At 50.5% G+C, this 20,383-nt stretch carries 16 protein-coding genes; 8 read left to right on the plus strand and 8 right to left on the minus strand.

Annotation, left to right across the window (positions count from 1 at the left end):
- The first annotated feature begins 28 nt into the window (after positions 1–28).
- Both C7W93_RS10655 and C7W93_RS10665 read left to right on the plus strand, forming a co-directional pair.
- Positions 29–544 carry a type II secretion system protein N gene (locus C7W93_RS10655; protein ID WP_108439978.1) on the plus strand — a complete coding sequence of 172 codons (516 nt, stop codon included), beginning with the start codon at positions 29–31 and terminating at the stop codon, positions 542–544.
- Positions 545–1,724: 1,180 nt separating this feature from the next.
- Entirely contained in the window at positions 1,725–2,396 is a 672-nt protein-coding gene (locus C7W93_RS10665; RefSeq protein WP_108439980.1) for a DUF2076 family protein, read from the plus strand.
- A 109-nt stretch (positions 2,397–2,505) separates the two neighbouring features.
- On the opposite strand, the gene C7W93_RS10670 is transcribed toward C7W93_RS10665, so the two are convergent.
- The 8 genes from C7W93_RS10670 to C7W93_RS10705 form a co-directional block, all read right to left on the minus strand.
- Positions 2,506–4,740 carry a diguanylate cyclase domain-containing protein gene (locus C7W93_RS10670; RefSeq protein WP_108439981.1) on the minus strand — a complete coding sequence of 745 codons (2,235 nt, stop codon included), beginning with the start codon at positions 4,738–4,740 and terminating at the stop codon, positions 2,506–2,508.
- Positions 4,737–5,609, minus strand: a complete 873-nt coding sequence (locus C7W93_RS10675) for a phosphate ABC transporter substrate-binding protein (RefSeq protein WP_108439982.1) — start codon at positions 5,607–5,609, stop codon at positions 4,737–4,739. Before C7W93_RS10675 ends, C7W93_RS10670 begins: the two co-directional genes overlap by 4 nt.
- Positions 5,610–5,622: 13 nt before the next feature.
- Complete coding sequence (locus tag C7W93_RS10680; protein ID WP_108439983.1) at positions 5,623–8,130, minus strand: EAL domain-containing protein; 2,508 nt, start codon at positions 8,128–8,130, stop codon at positions 5,623–5,625.
- A 354-nt stretch (positions 8,131–8,484) separates the two neighbouring features.
- On the minus strand, positions 8,485–8,853 hold the full coding sequence (locus C7W93_RS10685) for a hypothetical protein (RefSeq protein WP_146177546.1): 369 nt from the start codon (positions 8,851–8,853) through the stop codon (positions 8,485–8,487).
- 151 nt (positions 8,854–9,004) lie between these two features.
- Positions 9,005–9,745, minus strand: a complete 741-nt coding sequence (gene phbB, locus C7W93_RS10690; protein ID WP_108439985.1) for an acetoacetyl-CoA reductase — start codon at positions 9,743–9,745, stop codon at positions 9,005–9,007.
- A 132-nt stretch (positions 9,746–9,877) separates the two neighbouring features.
- Positions 9,878–10,432 carry a TIGR01841 family phasin gene (phaP, locus tag C7W93_RS10695; protein WP_108439986.1) on the minus strand — a complete coding sequence of 185 codons (555 nt, stop codon included), beginning with the start codon at positions 10,430–10,432 and terminating at the stop codon, positions 9,878–9,880.
- A gap of 331 nt (positions 10,433–10,763) precedes the next feature.
- Complete coding sequence (locus tag C7W93_RS10700) at positions 10,764–11,405, minus strand: response regulator transcription factor (protein WP_108439987.1); 642 nt, start codon at positions 11,403–11,405, stop codon at positions 10,764–10,766.
- Between the two features lie 4 nt (positions 11,406–11,409).
- Positions 11,410–13,236, minus strand: a complete 1,827-nt coding sequence (locus C7W93_RS10705) for a CHASE domain-containing protein (RefSeq protein ID WP_108439988.1) — start codon at positions 13,234–13,236, stop codon at positions 11,410–11,412.
- A 445-nt stretch (positions 13,237–13,681) separates the two neighbouring features.
- On the opposite strand from C7W93_RS10705, the gene C7W93_RS10710 reads away from it, so the two are divergent.
- The 6 genes from C7W93_RS10710 to C7W93_RS10740 all read left to right on the plus strand — a co-directional run bounded on the left by C7W93_RS10710 (position 13,682) and on the right by C7W93_RS10740 (position 20,383).
- Positions 13,682–15,127 (plus strand): chitinase, encoded by a 1,446-nt coding sequence (locus C7W93_RS10710; protein WP_108439989.1) that lies wholly within the window; start codon positions 13,682–13,684, stop codon positions 15,125–15,127.
- 356 nt (positions 15,128–15,483) lie between these two features.
- Positions 15,484–16,548, plus strand: coding sequence for a phosphotransferase family protein (locus C7W93_RS10720; protein ID WP_201747189.1), 1,065 nt, complete (start codon positions 15,484–15,486; stop codon positions 16,546–16,548).
- Positions 16,541–16,936 (plus strand): DUF6285 domain-containing protein, encoded by a 396-nt coding sequence (locus C7W93_RS10725; protein ID WP_108439992.1) that lies wholly within the window; start codon positions 16,541–16,543, stop codon positions 16,934–16,936. Before C7W93_RS10720 ends, C7W93_RS10725 begins: the two co-directional genes overlap by 8 nt.
- A gap of 39 nt (positions 16,937–16,975) precedes the next feature.
- On the plus strand, positions 16,976–18,145 hold the full coding sequence (locus tag C7W93_RS10730; RefSeq protein WP_108439993.1) for an acyl-CoA dehydrogenase family protein: 1,170 nt from the start codon (positions 16,976–16,978) through the stop codon (positions 18,143–18,145).
- Positions 18,146–18,937 carry an SDR family NAD(P)-dependent oxidoreductase gene (locus tag C7W93_RS10735; RefSeq protein ID WP_108439994.1) on the plus strand — a complete coding sequence of 264 codons (792 nt, stop codon included), beginning with the start codon at positions 18,146–18,148 and terminating at the stop codon, positions 18,935–18,937.
- 225 nt (positions 18,938–19,162) lie between these two features.
- Entirely contained in the window at positions 19,163–20,383 is a 1,221-nt protein-coding gene (locus tag C7W93_RS10740; protein WP_108439995.1) for an ABC transporter substrate-binding protein, read from the plus strand.

A 20,383-nucleotide genomic window follows, 5' to 3' on the forward strand; every position in this document is an offset into this window, starting at 1 on the left:
TGCCACGTTTAAGACCGCCCCCAAATATATGAGCAACTCTCTCGACAGAAATATCCATAGCGCGCTACGACGTTATTCCAAGCGCTTACCCGGATTAGTGAGTCTGATTTTATTTATGCTGTTGTGCGCATGTATCGCTTATTGGATGATGCAATTCATTAAACCGCCAGTACGCGCCATCACGGCCGCACCAACAGCTGATATCGCGCAGATCGACACCTCACAAGGAATGCGATTGTTCGGCGCACAAGGCACCGCAACCATCATCAGCAACTACCAATTAACAGGTGTAGTCGTCGCCAAAATAGCTGCGGAAAGTAGTGCAATACTCAGCGTCGATGGCAAGCCGCCGCAAGCAGTTATGCAAGGCAAAGAACTGTTGCCGGGAGTTATTATCCAGGAAGTGCACGCGAACTATGTACTAGTGTCTGAAGGTGGGATTTCAAAACGGGTAATGCTCCCCAATGATGCAGCCGCGAAGTTAGAGCTGACGACTGTATCAACAACAGAAGTTCCCGCCGCACCCGGGGAACGCAAATTTTAAACTCGGCCGTCGGTCAGTTTTTTTAATTTCCACCGAATGGTGAGCAATTCTGTCAGTGGCGCAGTTCATTAAACTGCACCATCAACTGCGCCAAATACAAATCCAACTGACAATTGATGGCCTTGCATTTTCTGCTTACCAAAGACTGGCACGGCGCCAGATAGTGTGAATCAGGCTGTGCTGATACGCCTGATCTGGCTGCGCTCCCTTAATCTGCGCATCGTGCCTGATGACTGATCATGACCTCCATCAGTGACATCGCAGGGCGCAGGTCCTTTAGAGAAAATATGTATTCCAAGAAATTTACAGCATCGATTATTGGTACGCCGCTCCTGTCAATTAGCTTCCAGGTATCTCCTGCGCAGTAGTCTCTAATCAAACGTAAATAACTTCAACATGCCCCGATTTTCCGGCGGCAAAAAAAAAGAAAACTCTCAGTTAAGGACCGACTTTATCCAATTTTATGATTACGTAAAGCTCGCCATAGTTTTATCGGCAATAGACAAAATTTATGCGTTTATTCATATTCGATACAAGACGAGCGGTAACAAAAATTGAGGGAGTAATAGTTGAAATATCCATATTTAAACAGGCGTTCTTTACTAGCAATAGGCTTAATCGCATCATTCATTGCCCCCGCCTTTTCGACCACATTAATTGAAGCCGATAATGCCCCTAAAAAATTGTCGGTACAGGCACAGATAATGCAGCCGACACATGGTGGGAATCTTATGCTGATCAGACAGGCTTTGTCGAAGCATTAACCCATATTGAATTTAGCCTTGAGATGCTACGCAAAGATCCGGCACAGGCAATAAAGGATTCTGCCGATAGCCGTACCTCATTGTATTGGCTCAAACGGGCGCAGTTCTACAAACGCTGCCAAATACTGCAATGCCCTCCCCTAAAAGCCTGACGTCCAGTATTTTTGATCTCTGCGATAAGCCCGCTAACAGTGATAGATTGGCAACGAATCTCAGATCATTGAGACGCTTTATCCTCCGCCAGTGATGGTGCAGCACTACAATCGCAATTATCCTTTTTTCAACGTACATTTATGGCAATTTTTCCTTTGGGCAACAGTCTCTCAGACGCACTACGACTCCCAGAAACCCGTGCATAATATCGCTCTAGTTATCATTGAAATGCATTCTTTTTCGCTGCTATAGGAGCAACAAATATGACCCCGCAAGAATCCCAGCCACTGCAAGACTTTTTGACCCAATTGGTGCAAGTGCGCGGCGTTCCAAAAGACCCGCAAGCTGATGCGCTGATTAACAGTGCCGTAGCACAGCAACCGGATGCTGCCTACCTTTTAGTACAGCGTGCGCTGTTGATGGATCAGGCACTCAATACGGCAAAAGCGCAAATTGCGACGCTTCAGCGCCAAATTCAGGCACAGGCAGCGCCCGCGCCTGTTAGTAGTTTTCTAGACCAGAATGCTTGGGGCAATACGCCCTCACAAAGCATCCCCGCACGTCCGGCGGCAATGCCGATGATGCAACCGTCTGCGCCTATGCAAGCGCCTCCGATGCAAACGCAAGCACCAGCGGCAGCACCGGGATTTTTTGGCGGCGGGATGGGAAATGTGCTTGGCACGGTTGCGGCTACGGCAGCGGGCGTGGCGGGCGGCGCTTTCTTATTTCAGGGGATTGAACATATGATGCATCCGAACAGCGGTGGCGGTTCTGGATTCATGAACCAAAACGGAATGTCGCCCTCGACCTCTGCTGCGCCGGTGGAAAATACGACTATTAATAATTACTACAACGACGACTCATCGAATGATGACGATCAAAGCAATAACACTGTAGCGTCCAATGACAACAGCGATGACGATTCTGTCATTTGATTCTGTTATTTAGTTAGTACCCCCTACAAAGCCCTCTTTAGCGGCTTTATATGGCAATCGATGCTGAGCAAATAGCGTCGATTGCCAAATAACGCGTTTCGCACGTCTATCAGGATTGCAGCAAGACTAGCTTGCCATTCACACTTCCCTCATCGCCACTCAGCACAATGCCTTCTTGCGGCCTTTTGTAATACTGAACGTTATTACGTCCGCTTTGCTTAGCCTGATACATCGCCGCATCGGCGCATTCAATCAGCGTATTGGCGTCTGTGCCATCTTTCGGAAAGGTCGCTACACCAATACTGGAACCGATATATACCTCTGTGCCGTTCACTGTCAGTGGTCGCGACATTTCTTTCATAATGCGCTCTACGGCGGACGAAATATCACTGCCGTTGACATGTTCCGCCAGCACCATCACAAACTCGTCTCCGCCTAACCGGGCTACGGTATCGCTTTCGCGAATAGCGGCTTTTAAGCGCCTGGCCATTGTGCTGAGTACTTTGTCGCCAGCTTTATGGCCGAATGTATCATTGATGCCTTTGAACTCATCAAGGTCCATAAACAAGACCCAGACTATGCGCGAATATCTGGCTGCATACGTCAGGGCTTGTTTCAAACGATCCTGTAACAACGCCCGATTAGGCAGGCCTGTCAGCACGTCGTGCAAGGAAAGATGCCTTATCCGCTCTTCATTCTGCTTGCGCTCTGTGATGTCTTTTCCGATGCCGTGATAGCCGGTAAAAACATCTTGCAGATCGAATTGCGGCTCACCTGAAACACTCATCCATTCCGGCGCGACGTTGTCGAATTGGACCATGAATTCGAAATCTGAAAACGGCAAATGGGCTTGCAATATTGCCTTGTGCGATGCCCATTGTTCCGGCGTCAATGCAATCGGCATTTCCCAACGTGTCTTGCCAATGTAATGCTCGATATGGGTTCCGCTACGTTTCGTAATGCCGTCAGTGAGTGCGATAAAACGGAAATTTTCATCCAGCTCCCAATACCAGTCTGAGGATAGATCGGCCAACCGCCGAAACCGCTCTTCGCTCTTGGCTAGCTCTGCGGTCCGGCTCATGACGCGTTGTTCCAGCTCGGCGTTGGCTTTGCGAATATCCTTTTCTGCTTGCTTGCGGGCGACGATTTCTTTTTCCATCATCCCGTTGATTTCTTCCAACTCAAAGGCGCGTTGCTCGCGAGACTGAATGGCGTCTTGCAACGCGCTTGCCATGCGATTCAACGAGCGGCCGAGAACATCGAATTCATCATTTCCAACATAACTGGAACGCGTTCGCAGATCGCCGGCGGCTATGCCCTTTGCGAACGCGATGGTCTGTCGAATCGCGATCGTGATACGCATCGATACTGTCCATGCAATCAGGATGCCCAGCAAGATGGTGGCAAATCCAACTCCTTCGATGATTGCTTCGGTACGGATTGCCTTTTTTCGGATGGCGTCGCGTCCAGCATCACTTTTTGCCAATGCACGAGACAGCAAATTTTCCAGATAAGGCTCTACCATTTGCGCGGCAGAAAGATAGCTGCGCTTTTGCAGACCAATCTGGTGCATCGTTTCGACATATTCCCCAAATCGAAGCGCATATAAATCAGCCAGTTCAATCAGTTTAGCGCGCCTGGATCCGACAACGCTTGCACCGATATCGCGCTTAAATTGGGTAATGGCTCCTTGGGTCGCCTGGTTATCGAGATCGCGCCCGCGCAACAAATAATTCTTTTCTTCGCGGCGTATCGTCAATAAATCGACGAACAGCGCGGGTTCTTTAGCATGGTCCAGCAAGGCTTCGATCTGGCGCGCCTTATTACCAAATTCACCTTCCAGACCCGTATCGATGTAGCCCAGTTTTCCATGCAGATTAACCACCGCGAGAAAGGCCTTTTCATACCTGTCGATGGCGATTACAGCTTCGCCGATTTCCTTGGTCGCCTCGATGCTTCCCGAGAGTACCCGCATCTCATCCAGCGCTTGACGGGCATCGGCAAGATTGGCCTGCAACAGCGTGACATAGCGCGATTTTGCTTCATCAAAACCGAACTCGTGATACGTCATCAGAAACGCTTTTTCATAGCGACGCGCCGTCATCATCGCCACGACGCTGCGCTGGCTGAGGCTGGCGGTTTTAATATCGACGGCCAGCAATTTATTGAATTCGCCAACCGTCGTGCGTTGACCGATAATCCCCAGCAGGCCGACTAATGTAAACAAGCCCAACACAACCCCAAACCCAATGATCAAAGAAAGCCGAAGATTGACTGCGGGAAAAGTGCAGAGCGCACGGATTTTTTGCCATAGTTGCGTGCAATTTGTTGGGATGGTAATCATTCTTGGTACGGCACGAAGCCCAATTTCTCAACAATATCGGCGACCTGCGGTGAGAGCGAATAGGCTATAAAATTTTTCGACAGGCCCTCTGGAAGTCCCCGCGTGACTAATGTCAATGGGCGCGCCAATGGATAGTCGCCGCTAAGGATATTGCCGTGTGTTGCCGCAATACCGTCGAGCGCGATCAGCTTGATGGGCACGCCGTTGCGACTATCCTGCTCAGCGACGATGACCGACATGAGCGAGATCGCATTCGGCTGCGCGACCACCGCGGCGATCACGGCAGAATTTTCGCCTAACACTGCACGCGCTTTTATGTCAGCGTAGGTTAGCTTAAAGTAGTGCATGAATAAAACGACAGTACCCCGCCCTTCTTCGCGTTTGATCACGATGATCGGCGCATCGCGCCCGCCAACCGTTTTCCAATTAACGATGCGGCCGGTAAAAATGGCCACAATCTGAGCAGAGGAAAGCGAGGTGACCGGATTGTCTTTGTGTACCAATAATCCCGCCCCATCCCGTGCCACGGGAAAGCCTTTAATATCTTGATCTTTGTCGGTGATCAAACGCGACACCATACCGATATTGGCCATGTTGTTACGCGCATCGTTAACCCCGCGCTCGGCACCGCCCATTTCGATGGTGATGCTGACCTCTGGATGTAGCGCCTGATAGCGCTCCACGATAGGCTTCATCAATGCTGCGGTGGTACTTGCGCCGGTCAGTTTCAGATGATTCGCCATCACGGCAGCGGCTGGGACGGTCGCCGCCTTATCGTTTCGATTATCTGTGCTGTGATCATCACAGCTAGCCAGTGAGATGCACGCCAGCAGCGCCGCCAAAGTCGGCTGGATTCGAGAATACCGCATTGAAATCTATCCCTTAATGTCGAAGCATGTGCAGCAATGGATTGACAGGGGCAATTTTTTCAAGATCCAGACTTGTTCCGCGACGCAACAGCGCCAGCATTTCAACGGCCGGTAAAGGGCGACTAAAATAAAAGCCTTGCAACGCGTCACAGCCGTTCAGATATAGAAAATCGAGCTGCTCGGCAGTCTCAACGCCTTCTGCAACGGTGTTCAGGTCGAGCGCTTTTGCCAATGCAATGACGGTCAGAATAATCGAGCCAGCCTCGGGCGATTTATCCAGATCGGCAATAAACGACTGATCGATCTTGATGATGTCGACAGGAAAACGATTCAAATAACTCAAACTTGAAAAGCCCGTGCCGAAGTCATCTATCGACATTTTTATGCCGATGGTTTTAAGCTGATTCAGAATTTGAACAGTCCCCTCGGCATCATTCATTAAGATACTTTCGGTCAGCTCTAACTCAAGGCACGCCGGGTCCAGTCCAGCGCTTGCCAACGCGGATTGAACCATCAGCGGCATATTTTTTTGCTGTAGCTGCCGTCCCGAAACGTTGACAGCAACATTCAGGCGAAATCCTTCTTGAATCCATGCACTGACTTGCGCGCAGGCAGTTTTCAGAACCCATTCACCGATTGAAACGATCAAACCGGTGTCTTCTGCCAACTGAATGAATCGCCCTGGCGCAATAGAGCCAAGGTCGGGATGATGCCAGCGGAGCAGCGCTTCGACACTTTTTATACGTCCGGTTTTGAGGTCAATCAGGGGCTGATAATGCAGTTCGAATTCGTCGTTTTGCAGCGCGTGATGTAAAGCATGTTCAAGTCGCACGCGTTCCATTGCTTTGGTCCCCATCTCCTGCGTATAGGATTGAAAACAGTTGCCGCCTTGTTGGTCTTTCGCGCGATACATCGCGACATCGGCATGCTTCAGCAAGGTGGCGGCTTCAATCCCATCGTCGGGATATACGCTGACGCCAATACTAATGCTGATGTTCAGTTCATGTCCCCGCACCATCAATGGCAGCAAAAATACTTTCAACACGCGCATCGCAAACTGACCTGCGTTTTCGGCCTCGCGGATTTCAGATAGCACGATGACGAACTCATCATCGCCAAGCCTTGCTACAGTGTCCCCGGCGCGCAATACCGATTGCAGCTTTTCCCCAATTTCGCACAATAGATCATCGCCAAACGGGCGGCCGAAATGTTCGTTAATACTTTTAAACCGATCAATATCCAGCGATAACAATCCTAGCTTGCGTTGCGACCGGCGGGCCTGCACTAATCCTTGCTCTAACCGATTCATAAAAAAGTTTCTGTTCGGCAGCCCGGTCAAAGGATCATAGTTCGCCAGAAATTCGTTGCGATCATCACTGGCCTTGCGCTCAGAAATATCTGCTGCAACACCGTCAATACGCAGCGCCTGCCCATTGACATCACGTACCGTTTTGGCCCGGTCTTCAAGCCAACGTATCTCGCCATCCGGACGGACAACGCGGTACTGCAACGTTTGCGGATTCCCCGCCAATACACGCGCCAGCCATTCTTCCACGATCGCGTAGTCATCTGGATGCACTACCCGCTGCCAGATGTTTTTGTCGGCAGTAAAATCAGCGACTGGCCGACTGTAAATAATCGCCGCAAAAGGATTCAGATACAAAAGCACAAGCTCTGGCGTGACCGACCAGACCACCATCGGCATCGATTCCAAAATACCGGATAATTTATCTTCAACCTGATGTAACTGCTTGCTAGTCGCCTTCAAATCCGTATGTGCCAATCGCAATCGCTCCAACACAATCCCTCGGTTTAACCAACTGATCAGCGAACCGATGCTAAACAGAATCAAGACCAAAGACGCGACGACCAGCGCCAGCAAAGTGCGATCGATGCTGACGCCACCGACGGTGCAAAAACTGTCGGCAGCAAAACTGGTGCCCGCCATTGCCGTATAGTGCATCGCAGAAACTGCAAAGGCCATCACCATTGCACCAAATCCTTGCTTCCTCAGCGACAGCAACTTAGCTTTTTCGCCGCCAAATGCGATTAACAGCGCGCCGGTCGCAGCGGCGATAGCGATGAGAACTGAAAGCGAAAATATCAGCGGATCGTAATGAATTGCAGGCGTCATTTCCAACGCCGCCATGCCCGAGTAATGCATCGCTGCCACGCCCAGCCCCATCACAATGCCCGCGCCTGCAATTCGCTGAAATTGGAGGCTATGATTTTGCAGCAAAATGAAGGCAACTAATGTGCCTGCAATAGCTGGCACGATAGAGAGCACAGTCAGTTCAAAATCGTAAGAAAGCGCTATGGGTAAGTGGAAGGCCAGCATCCCGATAAAATGCATCGCCCAGATAGCCATCGCGAGCGTGATGGCACCGCAGATCATCCATAAAAATGCCGCTTTCCCGGTACTTTCGCGCATATTTTCGACATGGGCGAGAGCTGAAAATGCGCCAAACATGGCAATCATAATTGATAGCGCTATCAAGTAGCCATTCCAGAAAATCGGCATTACAGAATCCCCTTAAAGTTGAAATAATGCTTGTGGGGTGCGCAATGCGGCTCACCTGACTGATAGGCCTATGCTGTTGTTAGCGTGATATATCCTTTGATTTCAAACGCAACTGCATCCGCAGATAACCTCTTAACGCTGATAAGTAGATTATTCGGGCGCGTGCGATTATGTGGTGCAAGCGTGCATTTTTTATCGAATGGTTCCGTTTAAGAGGGCCGTCAGTGCTATGCATACGATGCCTCTCTTGCAATGGATGCACGCGCCGCAAAGCTTAGGTAAGGCGTATGCAGCGCGCGTATGGACAGTACGACTATCTAAGCTCAGAACCTTTTGCTGTAAGTCAGCCCAACGTCAGCCAAGACTGTTGCGTAGGAACCAGTGCGGCAAAAGCTCGACTATTTTTCGGCCCAAATGATGATCCTGCTGCATCACCCGCGCCTGGGCGTGGTGCAACAGCATCAGCAGTTCTGCATGGGTCTGTCGATACTTCTTAACGTATCTGCCGGTTTCGGTGCCGATTAACTTTTCTTTTTCAAAGAAATCCTGTTCGAGATGGCTGACAAATTTTTTAAAACTGCCTTCAAACTCACTGTCGTCACACACACGCAATCGCGTGAGTTCGGCATATAAGGCAGGTTGCAGTTGTCCGGTTTCTATCGCGTGACTATTTGTTTCAGCACTACATTCCATAATGTCCTCATTCGCTTTTTCCGAGATCACTCAGATGTTGCACAAATGCTTTTTTAAATGTGGTGCTTGCATGATGCAAACCTGATGTTTCGGTGTCTGCATCACGCAAGTGCCTTGTGATTATTTACATGAACAAAGAAATGATGCTTGTTACGTTATCTAAACTCCTCAGCGAACATTTTTACGACATATGCTGACCACCATTGATTGCAATATTTGCCCCAGTGAGGAAGGCTGCTTCATCCGACGCCAAATAAGCCACTAAACCAGCAACCTCTTCGGGCTTGCCCAGACGCCCCATCGGAATCTGTGGAATAATCTTGGTTTCGAGTACCTCTGGATCAATTGCCATCACCATCTTGGTGCCGATATAACCCGGCGAAATCGTATTGACGGTCACGCCTTTACGCGCCACTTCCAATGCCAGCGCTTTGGTAAAACCATGCATTCCGGCCTTCGCTGCGGCATAGTTAGTTTGTCCAAACGCACCCTTTTGTCCATTGACTGACGAGATATTTATAATCCGGCCCCAACCGCGCTCGACCATGCCATCGCATACCGGCTTGGTCATATTGAAAACTGAATCCAGATTCGTGCGCATCACCAGATCCCAGTTCGTTTTGTCCATTTTTTTGAACGTCATGTCCCGCGTGATACCGGCGTTGTTAACCAACACGTCAACCGGACCAAGTTCGCGCTGGACGGTTCTGATGCACTCTCTGGCAGATTCATAATCGGAAACATCACACTCGTAGGCGCAAAAGTTAAATCCTTTCACGCGCATCGCTGCCATCCATGTCTCAGCATTGGTATTGCCCGGCGAATAGGTCGTCGCCACTTGATAACCCAATGCTGCCAGTTTGATGCACACCGCTTCGCCCAAACCGCCCATACCACCTGTTACTAATGCAATGCGTTTCATGTTTTGTCCTGTCTCATTTTTAGATATCGTTGTCGCTGATGTTGTCGTTGTAAGACTACTTGCGACTTATTTACGCTCCGCCACGACGCAGATGATTGATGCAAAACGTGGCGGGATTGATGCTGAGAATGCTTATTTTTTGTTGATCGCGGTGTCTTCAGCTTCAGGGACAACCGAAAATACAATGGCAACGCTAGCCATTTTTCCGGCCGCTTCACGGGTCGCCTGATTGAATTGAACAACGCCGTTATGCGCCGTTTCCATCGCTGTTTTCATGACGCCCAAAGCGCTTTGAAAACCTTCAGAAGCGGTGTTATCCGGATGCTCCATCATGCTGCCGACCGATCGTTTGGACTCTTCAACGTAGCGATGAATTTCGCTGCTGAATGTAGTCTGGGCTTTGGTCGTGGCAGCTGCCATCTGTCGGCCAAGGGCCAACGTTTTTTCTACGCGACCTTGCAAACGGGCCGTGGTTAATGTCAGGCGCTCTTGCTGGTCTTTGGCGGCCATTAACTCTTGCGTAAACTGCGTGGTATCTGCCAGTCGTGATTTGACGGCTTGGATATTCAATGCGATGACTTCTTCCGCGCAACCCATGGTCGCTTCGGTAAGGGTCTTTGATAACGCATATTGAGATTCGAAAAAATCCTTTATTGCGGCGGAATAGAGTCCATTTGAAAGCATCATTTGTTTCTCTCCTAAAGGGCAACCGAGCAGTAATAACGAAACAATTCTTGTTACTGGTTTAAGGCCAATAGTTAGAATCGCGGCAACACCGCTTAGTATGCGCAAACGGCTCCCTAGATACTATCGGGGGAACGCGGTTTGTTCTATAGGGGAAAACCTGACTGCCGCTTTCGGAAGTTTCCGACATTGCCGCGAATATTGCGTGCAGGTAGGTGGCTTGCAAAAAGTCGGTGACCCGACTCAAATTGGCACGCATTGCGCGCGCCATTACTTCGGATCATCTAATGATCAGACAAGGAAAAAGGCCACTCGACTAACGGTTAAGCAAAACTCAGACTAAAAGGCCATTTTCCAGTGCATAACGCACCAACGCGGTGTTGCTTGTCATCCCCATTTTTTCCAAAATATGGGTGCGATGCGTAGTCACCGTTTTGGGGCTTAAATGAAGTTTCTGGGCGATTTTCACCAGACTTTCGCCTGAGGCCAACAGTTTTAATACCTCCAACTCGCGATCCGACAGCGCTTCATGCGGAATGACTTGCTCATTGCCAATCATGTTGGCCAGACGCTCTACCAATGTCGGACTGAGATATTTGCCGCCAGCAGCGGCTTTGCGCACCGCTTCAATCATCGTCGTAGCCGAATTGCTCTTGGTCAAATAGCCAGCCGCGCCCAATTTTAGCGCCCTGACCGCATACACCTCTTCCGAGTACATCGACAATATCAGTACCGCCAGACTCGGCTTTTCGATCCGTAATCGCTTCAGCAGATCCAGCCCACTTTGCCCAGCTAGTGCGATGTCCAGTAGCGCTACATCGAATTCTTGCTTGCGCACCAGTCGCGCTGCCTCTTCTGCGGATTCAGCCTCGCCGGTGACGACAATATCCGGCGCAACGCTCAACATTAATCGCACACCGTTGCGCACAACTGCATGATCGTCGACCAGCAATACATTAATTTTTTTATTCTGCATGTTTCTATTCTAGCGGCAAGCGCAATAACACTGCCGTCCCTTTACCTGAGATACCACTTACTTTAAGCTCGCCACCAAAATGACGAGTGCGCTCATGCATGCCGAGAATACCCCATGCCTCACCATTGAGCAGTTGCTGCGCATCAATGCCTTTGCCGTCGTCCCTAATATCGACAATGATCGCATTTTTATGACGCAAAATTCCAATTTTTACTTGAGAAGCGCCAGCATGTCGCACCACGTTCGTGAGCGACTCTTGCACCACCCGAAACAGCATCGTACTGCGCTCGGGATCAAGATCGATCATTGACGCACTTTCACTAATGTTGCAAATACATTGCAATCCGGTCCGCTCTTCAATTTGCCCGGCATGCCATTCCAATGCCGCCCATACACCCAAATGATCGAGCACGCTGGGCCGCAAATCGGAAATTACTCTGCGCACGGTTTCAATCGCCGTATCGACTTGCTCCGCAGCTTCAACCAATAAAGGGTCAGCGACTTGGCCCGCACGCAATGTCCGGTCGATCGATACCGAAACATTTGCCTTGATGCCAGTCAATACACCCCCCAAATCATCATGGATTTCGCGGGCAATGCGTTTGCGTTCGTCTTCTTTGATACTTTCCTGGTGATCGACCAGTTTTCGCAAGGTTGAACGGGAATCCTGCAAATCTTCCTCGGCCCGTTTGCGCGCCTTAATATCGTTGATCAGAAGCTGATTTACCTGCTTAAGTTCATCCGTGCGCTGTGCGACTAAACGCTGCACACGTTGCGCACGCAGGGCGCTTGTCTGCAAGTAAGCGGTCGCTATTATGGTCGCAAGCAAGCCCAGTAATAAAGAGAACAATGCGCCGCTGTGCGCAGCTAAAAATGGCGTTGGAAGCGCCGAAATACGCATCAGCCAACGCGTACCGGCAATATCAATATTATAGAAAAAGGGGCGCGGTGCCACTCCGAAATACCAGAGAAAATGCAGGTCAGGGGCGTTGTTAAGCGTTGCCGTACCCGTAGGTCCGTAAACCAGCTTGCTGTCATCGGCCGATGCGGCTGCATACACGCTGATATCCAGCCCAGTAGTGATTATCGTTTCGGCCGGTGCAAATATTTTATCAAAGAGATCATCGGCCCGTAACATCGCCACGGTATAACCAATCACAGCCAATCGACGTGCGTTGACGTCTTGGGGCACAGGCCCGCCTTTGTACACCGCCATCATGATATGAAAGCCGCGCTTTTCGCCGGTCGCCTTAAAGAATCGAAACAAACCAGTAGCCGATGGCAAGCCAGTGTCTGCGGCGCGCTGAATCGCCTCATCCTGATAGGGCAGAGAAGATGCGTCCAGAATAAACACTGCTTCATTGCCCTCAAGCGGTTCAATATATTCCACCACCCGATAACGCGGTTTTACAGGTGCTACCACGCGCTTGCCGTTCACCATGTCGTCGATAGTAAAACCCGGCGAATGTATTTGTATATGCGATTCAAACGCGGAGCGTTGTTGCTGAGAGACCAGACGATGAAAACCGAATGCCTCTATATACGGATAACGTGATTGCAGTGGCTGCGTGAAAGAATGAAATTGCTCGCGGTTCACCGTACCATTGGTCGCAAATAATTGATTTACCACCCGCAATGCTTCCAGCGCATTGGCCACGCCCTGCTTGACCATCGCCACGCGAAATTGCGCACGTCGCTCGAAAGCGATCCGCTCATTATCCTGTTCCTGGCTATAGACCCAGAAAAAAAGGGTAAAAGAAACTATCAGGCCAAACGCCAATATACAACTTGCCGACAACTTTAAGGTAAAGAATTGGCGACCGCGATGCATGTGATCTCGCCCATATCGGCATGAAAGACTCGATCATAAACCATCCAAAACATTATGTAAGATTTAAATATTGTTATGCGCATTACGAAATATTGCCCGCAGGATACTTTTAACCCCGTACGGGCAAAAGGATAACTAATTTTTACTTATTCTAAGCAGGGATAAAGCCCTGTGCACGACGGGATTATGCGCGGCTATTAAATCTTCATTATTCTGCCCCAGAATTTTCTGCCTACATTTCCGTATAAATCTGGCGCATAAAAAGAAGCCTCTCGTATTTTTTACCACACGGTATTTCTACAATAAAGCAGCTTCAAGACATTCTGCTTCCAGAGCGCGCAAAGCCCTTCTGACGTCTTGATAAAAGACTGAGATGTTGTATCCCCTCAGAAAACCTTTCCTCGATGCTGAGAACCGTTATTCACATTTATAGGAAATCCGTGGCATGTTAAATAAAACCAAAATCTTCATCGCAGTGACGGCCGCATACATGGCGATCGTGAGCCCACAAGCCCAGGCAGTGAACTGTACCGATAAAGTGGAATGGACCCCTTCGCTGATCATCAATAGTGGCGAGGAAGTCGTGTACAAAAACAATCTTTACACGCTATCGAACGTGCAGAATAAACTTTGGAACGCTGCACCGGATAATGCCGGTCACGCCTTTCGCTATCAGGACTTAGGTCAATGCAAGGTTAAACTTACCGAAAAACAGCTAGCGCTGAGCGAATTGCTTGCGGAAGAAAAGCGTTTATCGGATGACCCACGGATTCAGGAGTACCAAGCAGTCGCACGCACGATCACAAATGAAGAAGTCTCATTGGTCGCGCCGTTAAATCCGAATAATCCAGACAATGTGCGTCGGGTTGAGTCTATCGTTGATCAACAAATGTTCGACCAGCTGGCTGATCCGGAACTGCGTCATGAAGGCTATAACTACGCTAATTTCCTCAAAGGCGTGGCAAAGTACCCAGCATTTTGCGGTAGTTATGACGATGGCCGTGACGCTGGCGCCATTTGCAGCAAAACGGTCGCCACATTATTCGCCCATTTCGCACAAGATTCCGGTCTGAAAGATGCCAATCATGCAGTGCCTGAAGCACGTCAATCGCTAAATCTGCTGCGTGAAAAAATGCGCGGCGAACCGGCGCTAGAAAACGTCGATTACGGAATGTATGTATGGGGCTGTGCGCCCGGCGAATCCCCTCCCGCTTACACTTCGGACTGGTCATGCGGCGTCATGGAAAATGGTAAATTCCAAAATTATTTCGGTCGCGGTAGTAGCCAACTCGCTTATTACTATAATTACGCGCCATTCTCGTTGTCGGTGTTTGGTGACGCGAAAGTATTGCTAAACAATCCTGCGATGGTGGCTGATACATGGCTAAATTTTGGCAGCGCTATATTCTCGTTCGTCAATATGCCGAACTTATCAACACCGTCGATCATTCAGATCATTGACGGTAGCTGGAAGCCAAATGCTGTCGATCAGGCACAAGGTTGGATTCCCGGCTTTGGCCTGACAACCAATATGCTTCACGGAAAATTTGAGTGCGGCGCTAAAAATGTGCTTCCAGCGCAAGGAAAACGCGCTCAGTTTTACGCTGAAACTGCTGAATTATTGAGCGTTGATATTGCCGCAGAAAATTTGCTCTGCAACGAAATGACGATCTCGAACCAGCATCCTGGCGGCGGTGCGGCTTCGGCAAATGTTTACTGGGATACGACATGGAGCGACACACCATCATGCAAACTAGTCCATTGGGAAATGCCTTGGACAGCGATCCGCGATGGCAGCAGCGGTCAATACGGCAATGGTGATTATGCCCGTTGCGTTGCCCATAACTATCCCGACTTCGAGATCGTTGATGATCGGAAAAGCACGAAATAAATTTCTAACACCCATCACCAGTCCGACTTTGGTGATGTCAATAGCTTGGTAATAGCGTAAAAAGCCGGTCATTTCCTCCAAATGACCGGCTTTTTCAATGGCAGAACTGTTAATACAGTACCAAAACACAAATATATCCTTCAATTAAAAAAATTAATTCAGCGATACCGTGAACATCTGTTTAATATATGTCGCATAAAGTAGGTGCATCTTTATTCGCAATACGTGCATACAAGGTTTGGTTACGCCAAAATTGCCGATATAAGTCACCCCATTGGCTCAGAAAAACGTATTCTGCAATGGCAGTCCTTAAGAATTCTAAAAATTTGAATTTAGGAAAAGTGAGTGCAGACAACATGACAAGTAACACCAGTACGACGGAATCTGAAATGACAGGCGACATCAGCACCTACCGCGACGCACTGACAAGCTATCTTCGGTTAGTCACGACAGCAAAAGAAGTTCACATCGAAATACTCCAACGTTTGTCCGGTGGCGCAATTCAAGAAAACTGGCTGATGGTTGTACAGGTCAGCGATGGACCCTATCAGGGTGCGCAACGCTGGGTATTGCGCACCGATGCACTTTCCAGCGTGCCTGTCAGCCTGAGTCGGGCACAGGAATTTGCGGTGCTGCGGGTCGCGTATGACGCAGGTGTCAAAGCACCGAAAGTATTGTGGTGCTGCCAGGATCGCGCCATCCTCGGACGCGATTTCTTTCTGATGGAATGCGTTCCCGGAATCGCCGCCGGACATCGGATTACCAACGATGATGCTCTGACGCCGGATCGGGCTGCCTTAGTCGCGGAACTGGGTGCCAACATGGCGCGCCTGCATACCGTAAAGCCGCCCCATCTCGCTCTATCCTTTTTACCACCACCTGCTGCCGACCCGGCACTTGCCAGCGTGATGACCTATCGCGGCTATCTGGATGCGCTGGACGTCGCTGCACCGGTTCTGGAATGGGGTTTGCGCTGGTGCGAACAACATCGGCCTGAAATAACCTCGCCCTGTTTGCTGCACCGCGATTACCGCACGGGAAATTACATGATCCACGACGGGCATCTGAGCGGCCTGCTGGATTGGGAATTTACTGGCTGGGGCGATCCCCGTGAAGATATCGGTTGGTTCACGGCGCGCTGCTGGCGCTTTGCAGGTCCCCGTCGCGAAGCCGGCGGTATTGGCGAAATCGACGATTTTCTCCATGGCTATGCAACGGTTTCTAACGCTGTAATCACGCGCCACGATCTGATTTTCTGGCAAGTGATGGCGCATCTGCGGTGGGCAATTATTGCGTTGCAACAAGCAGATCGGCATTTGTCAGGGCAACAAACCTCGTTGGAACTAGCACTGACCGGGCGCATGTTGCCTGAGCTGGAAATTGAAATTCTGGCCCTGACTAAAGGTGAATGTTATGCATAAACAAGTCGATGGCAAAGAATTGCTGAAAACTGCGCGCGAGGCATTGCTGCAACACTTGCTGCCTGCGCTGCCCGAGACGCTGCGGTATGAAGCCAGAATGATTGCTAACGCGATGCTCATAGCAAGTCGCGAACTGACGCTAGCGGCACAGACTGAACAATTGGAACTGGCGACACTGCGTCAACTGCTTGGCGATACTAGCGCAGTAGACAATACAGGGTTGGTGTCAGAAGAAATTATCAAGCTACGGCGCTCCCTCAGCATCGCCATACGGGATGGTGAATTCGATGCTGCGGGCGCACAACAAAAAGCGCTATTCGCAGCGCTGACCGAGATCACGCGTCGCCAACTAGCGATCTCCAATCCACGCGCCATTCCTTCCGTCTGAGGCAGGCACTTTTCCCGCATTTTAGATAAGGTTATTTCGATGAATTTCACCATTCCCGACGATTTGCTGGCCTTACAGAAAAAGACACGGCGCTTTATCGCCGACGAAGTGATTCCAATGGAGCGCGATCCTCGCCAATCGGCGCACGGTCCCAGCGAAGAACTGCGCCAAGCGTTGATCGCCAAAGCGCGCGTGCAAGGCTTAGTCACGCCGCACGCCTCCACTGAGATGGGCGGCCTTGGCCTGTCGCATGTCGCTAAAGCGATTGTGTTTGAAGAAGCCGGTTATTCACCGCTAGGCCCGGTCGCTTTAAATATTCATGCGCCGGATGAAGGCAATGTCCATTTGATGGAGGTGGTCGCGACAGCAGCGCAAAAAGAGCGCTGGCTGGTGCCATTGGTGCAAGGCCGGACACGCTCTTGCTTTGCGATGACCGAGCCAGATAACGGCGCTGGCTCAGACCCGCAAATGCTGGCGACCATCGCCGTGCGCGACGGTGACGACTACGTTATCAACGGCAGAAAATGGTTTATCACGGGCGCTGATGGGGCCAGTTTTGCGATCATTATGGCAAAAATGGAAGACGGTTCGGCCACCATGTTTTTGACTGATACCAATCGTCCCGGCTTTATCATTGAGCGCAATATGGACTCGCTGGATAGTTGTTTTAACGGCGGCCATCAAGTGTTGCGGTTTGAGAATCTGCGCATCCCGGCGACCGATGTTCTGGGTGAGATCGGCAAGGGCTTTCGCTATGCCCAGATACGTCTTGCCCCGGCCCGGTTGACCCATTGCATGCGCTGGCTGGGCGCGGCGCGGCGCGCCCACGATATTGCTTGCGACTATGCTCGCAGCCGCCAGTCTTTTGGCAAATTGCTAGGCGATCACCAAGGCGTCGGTTTCATGCTGGCTGACAACGAAATGGACATGCATACCACCCGGTTAGCGATCTGGCATTGCGCTGACATTCTCGATCAAGGCGGCTACGGCAATGTCGAATCCAGCATGACAAAAGTGCTGAGTTCTGAGGCGATCTGGCGCGTGGTAGATCGCTGCGTACAAATATTGGGCGGTCAGGGGGTGACCGGCGAAACCATCGTGGAGCGTATTTTTCGCGATGTGCGTGCGTTTCGTATTTATGACGGTCCGAGCGAAATCCATCGGATGAGTCTGGCTAAAAAAATCATGGCACGCACCAAGAAGATGTAAATGTCCTCCCCTTCGCATAATCCTGCGTTCACCATCTTCGACCTGACGGGCCGCACGGCGCTAGTGACTGGCGCATCCAGCGGTATCGGTCGCCATTTTGCCCTGACATTGGCAGCGGCAGGCGCAGAAGTCGTGGTCACTGCCCGCCGCGTCGATCGCTTACATGCATTAGTGGCAGAAATCCATGCTAGCGGCGGCAAAGCCCACGCGATGGCGCTTGATGTGACCCAGCGCACCGCCATCCAGACTTGCCTGGATGCGGCAATTCAGACCTGCGGCAGCCTGGATATTATCGTCAACAATGCCGGTATCAGCGACACTAAAAACGTGTTGAAGTATAACGATGACGATTGGGATGCGATTCTCGATACCAACTTAAAAGGCGCCTGGATGATGACGCAAGAGGCGGCCCAACGCATGCTGACGTTTGATCGCGGCGGCAGCATCATCAACGTCAGCTCGATTCTGGCCCGGCGCGTGACTGGCGGCGTCGGCCCTTACTCTGCAGCAAAGGCCGGGTTAAGTCACCTGACGCGCTCGATGGCCTTGGAACTAGCGCGCTACGCCATCCGTGTGAATGCGATAGCGCCGGGCTATATCGTCACCGAGTTAAATGAAGAGTTTCTGGGCAGCGCCGCCGGGGATCAATTGAAGTCCCGCATCCCTTCGCGGTCTTTTGGTGAAGCTGCCAGTCTGGATGGGGCATTGTTATTGCTAGCTTCGGATGCAGGACGGTATATGACGGGCGCAGAAATCGTAGTGGATGGCGGCCATTTATGTAGCAGCCTATAGCAGCCTACAGCGGACCCATAGCGCGGTTTATAGCATGGCTTATAGGTCACGTTCAAACCCGCCCTCCCGAAATTACGACAGTTTTCAGGCGTTTTCTACGGCGCAGTTGACGCCGGGGAGTCTGCTGTTACACACTGTCTTGCGGGTATAAAAACAAGACTAACAAGCAAACATTTTTACCAGCATTCCTCGCATTATTCTGTTTTTGCATCCAATGGAGAAGACATGAAAATCAATACAACAATAAAAACGCTGACCGCTGCCATCATTACACTGACGGCAACGGGGTTGTACCAAACGGCCTCAGCGCAAATTTCAGGTGATGTCGTAAAAATTGGCTTTATTACCGATTTGTCGGGCGTCTATGCCGATATTGACGGTGCTGGCGGGGTTGAGGCAGTGCGCATGGCGATTGCCGATTTCGGCGGTACGCTGAATGGCAAAAAAATCGAACTGGTGATAGCTGATCATCAAAACAAAGCCGATATCGCCGCCAGTAAAGCACGCGAATGGTTTGACCAGCAAGGCGTAGATATGCTGCTGGGCGGCACTAATTCTGCGACCAGTCTGGCAATGACTAAAATTGCTGCTGAAAAGAAAAAACCGTTCATCGCCATCGGCGCAGGCACCGCACGCCTGACCAATGAAGATTGCACACCGTACACGATCCATTACGCGTATGACACAGTGGCACTGGCAAAGGGCACGGGATCAGCAATCGTCAAGCAAGGCGGCAAAACGTGGTATTTCCTGACAGCGGATTATGCGTTCGGGGCATCAATGGAAAAAGACGCGGCAGCGGTCATCAAGGCCAGTGGCGGCACGGTATTGGGTGAAGTCAGACATCCGCTATCGGCATCCGATTTTTCCTCCTTTATGTTGCAGGCGCAAGCCTCCAAGGCACAAATTTTAGGTATTGCGAATGCTGGTGGCGATACGGTTAATTCGATCAAGGCCGCGAACGAATTCGGTCTGACAAAAACCATGAAACTGGCTGGGCTGTTGATGTTTATCAACGACGTGCATGCGTTAGGATTGAATCTGACGCAAGGCATGTATCTGACCGATAGTTGGTATTGGGATCAAAATCCAGAGACCCGTGCATGGGCTAAAAAATACTTTGCCAAACAGAAAAAAGAACCTTCATCGCTGCAAGCGGCAGATTATTCCGCGACGATGTTTTACCTGAATGCGGTGAAAGCGGCAGGCACGGATGATGGCGAAAAGGTAATGGCGCAAATGAAGAAAACCAAGGTCAACGATTTCTTCGCAAAAGATGGCACCATCCGCCCAGATGGCCGGATGGTGCACGATATGTATTTGATGCAAGTCAAGACACCGGCAGAGTCAAAATATCCGTGGGATTACTATAAAGTTGTAACAACGATTCCTGGCGATCAGGCGTATACCACCAAGGCCGAATCCAAATGCGCACTTTGGAAATAG

The organism is Glaciimonas sp. PCH181 (assembly GCF_003056055.1).
Taxonomy (GTDB): domain Bacteria; phylum Pseudomonadota; class Gammaproteobacteria; order Burkholderiales; family Burkholderiaceae_D; genus Glaciimonas.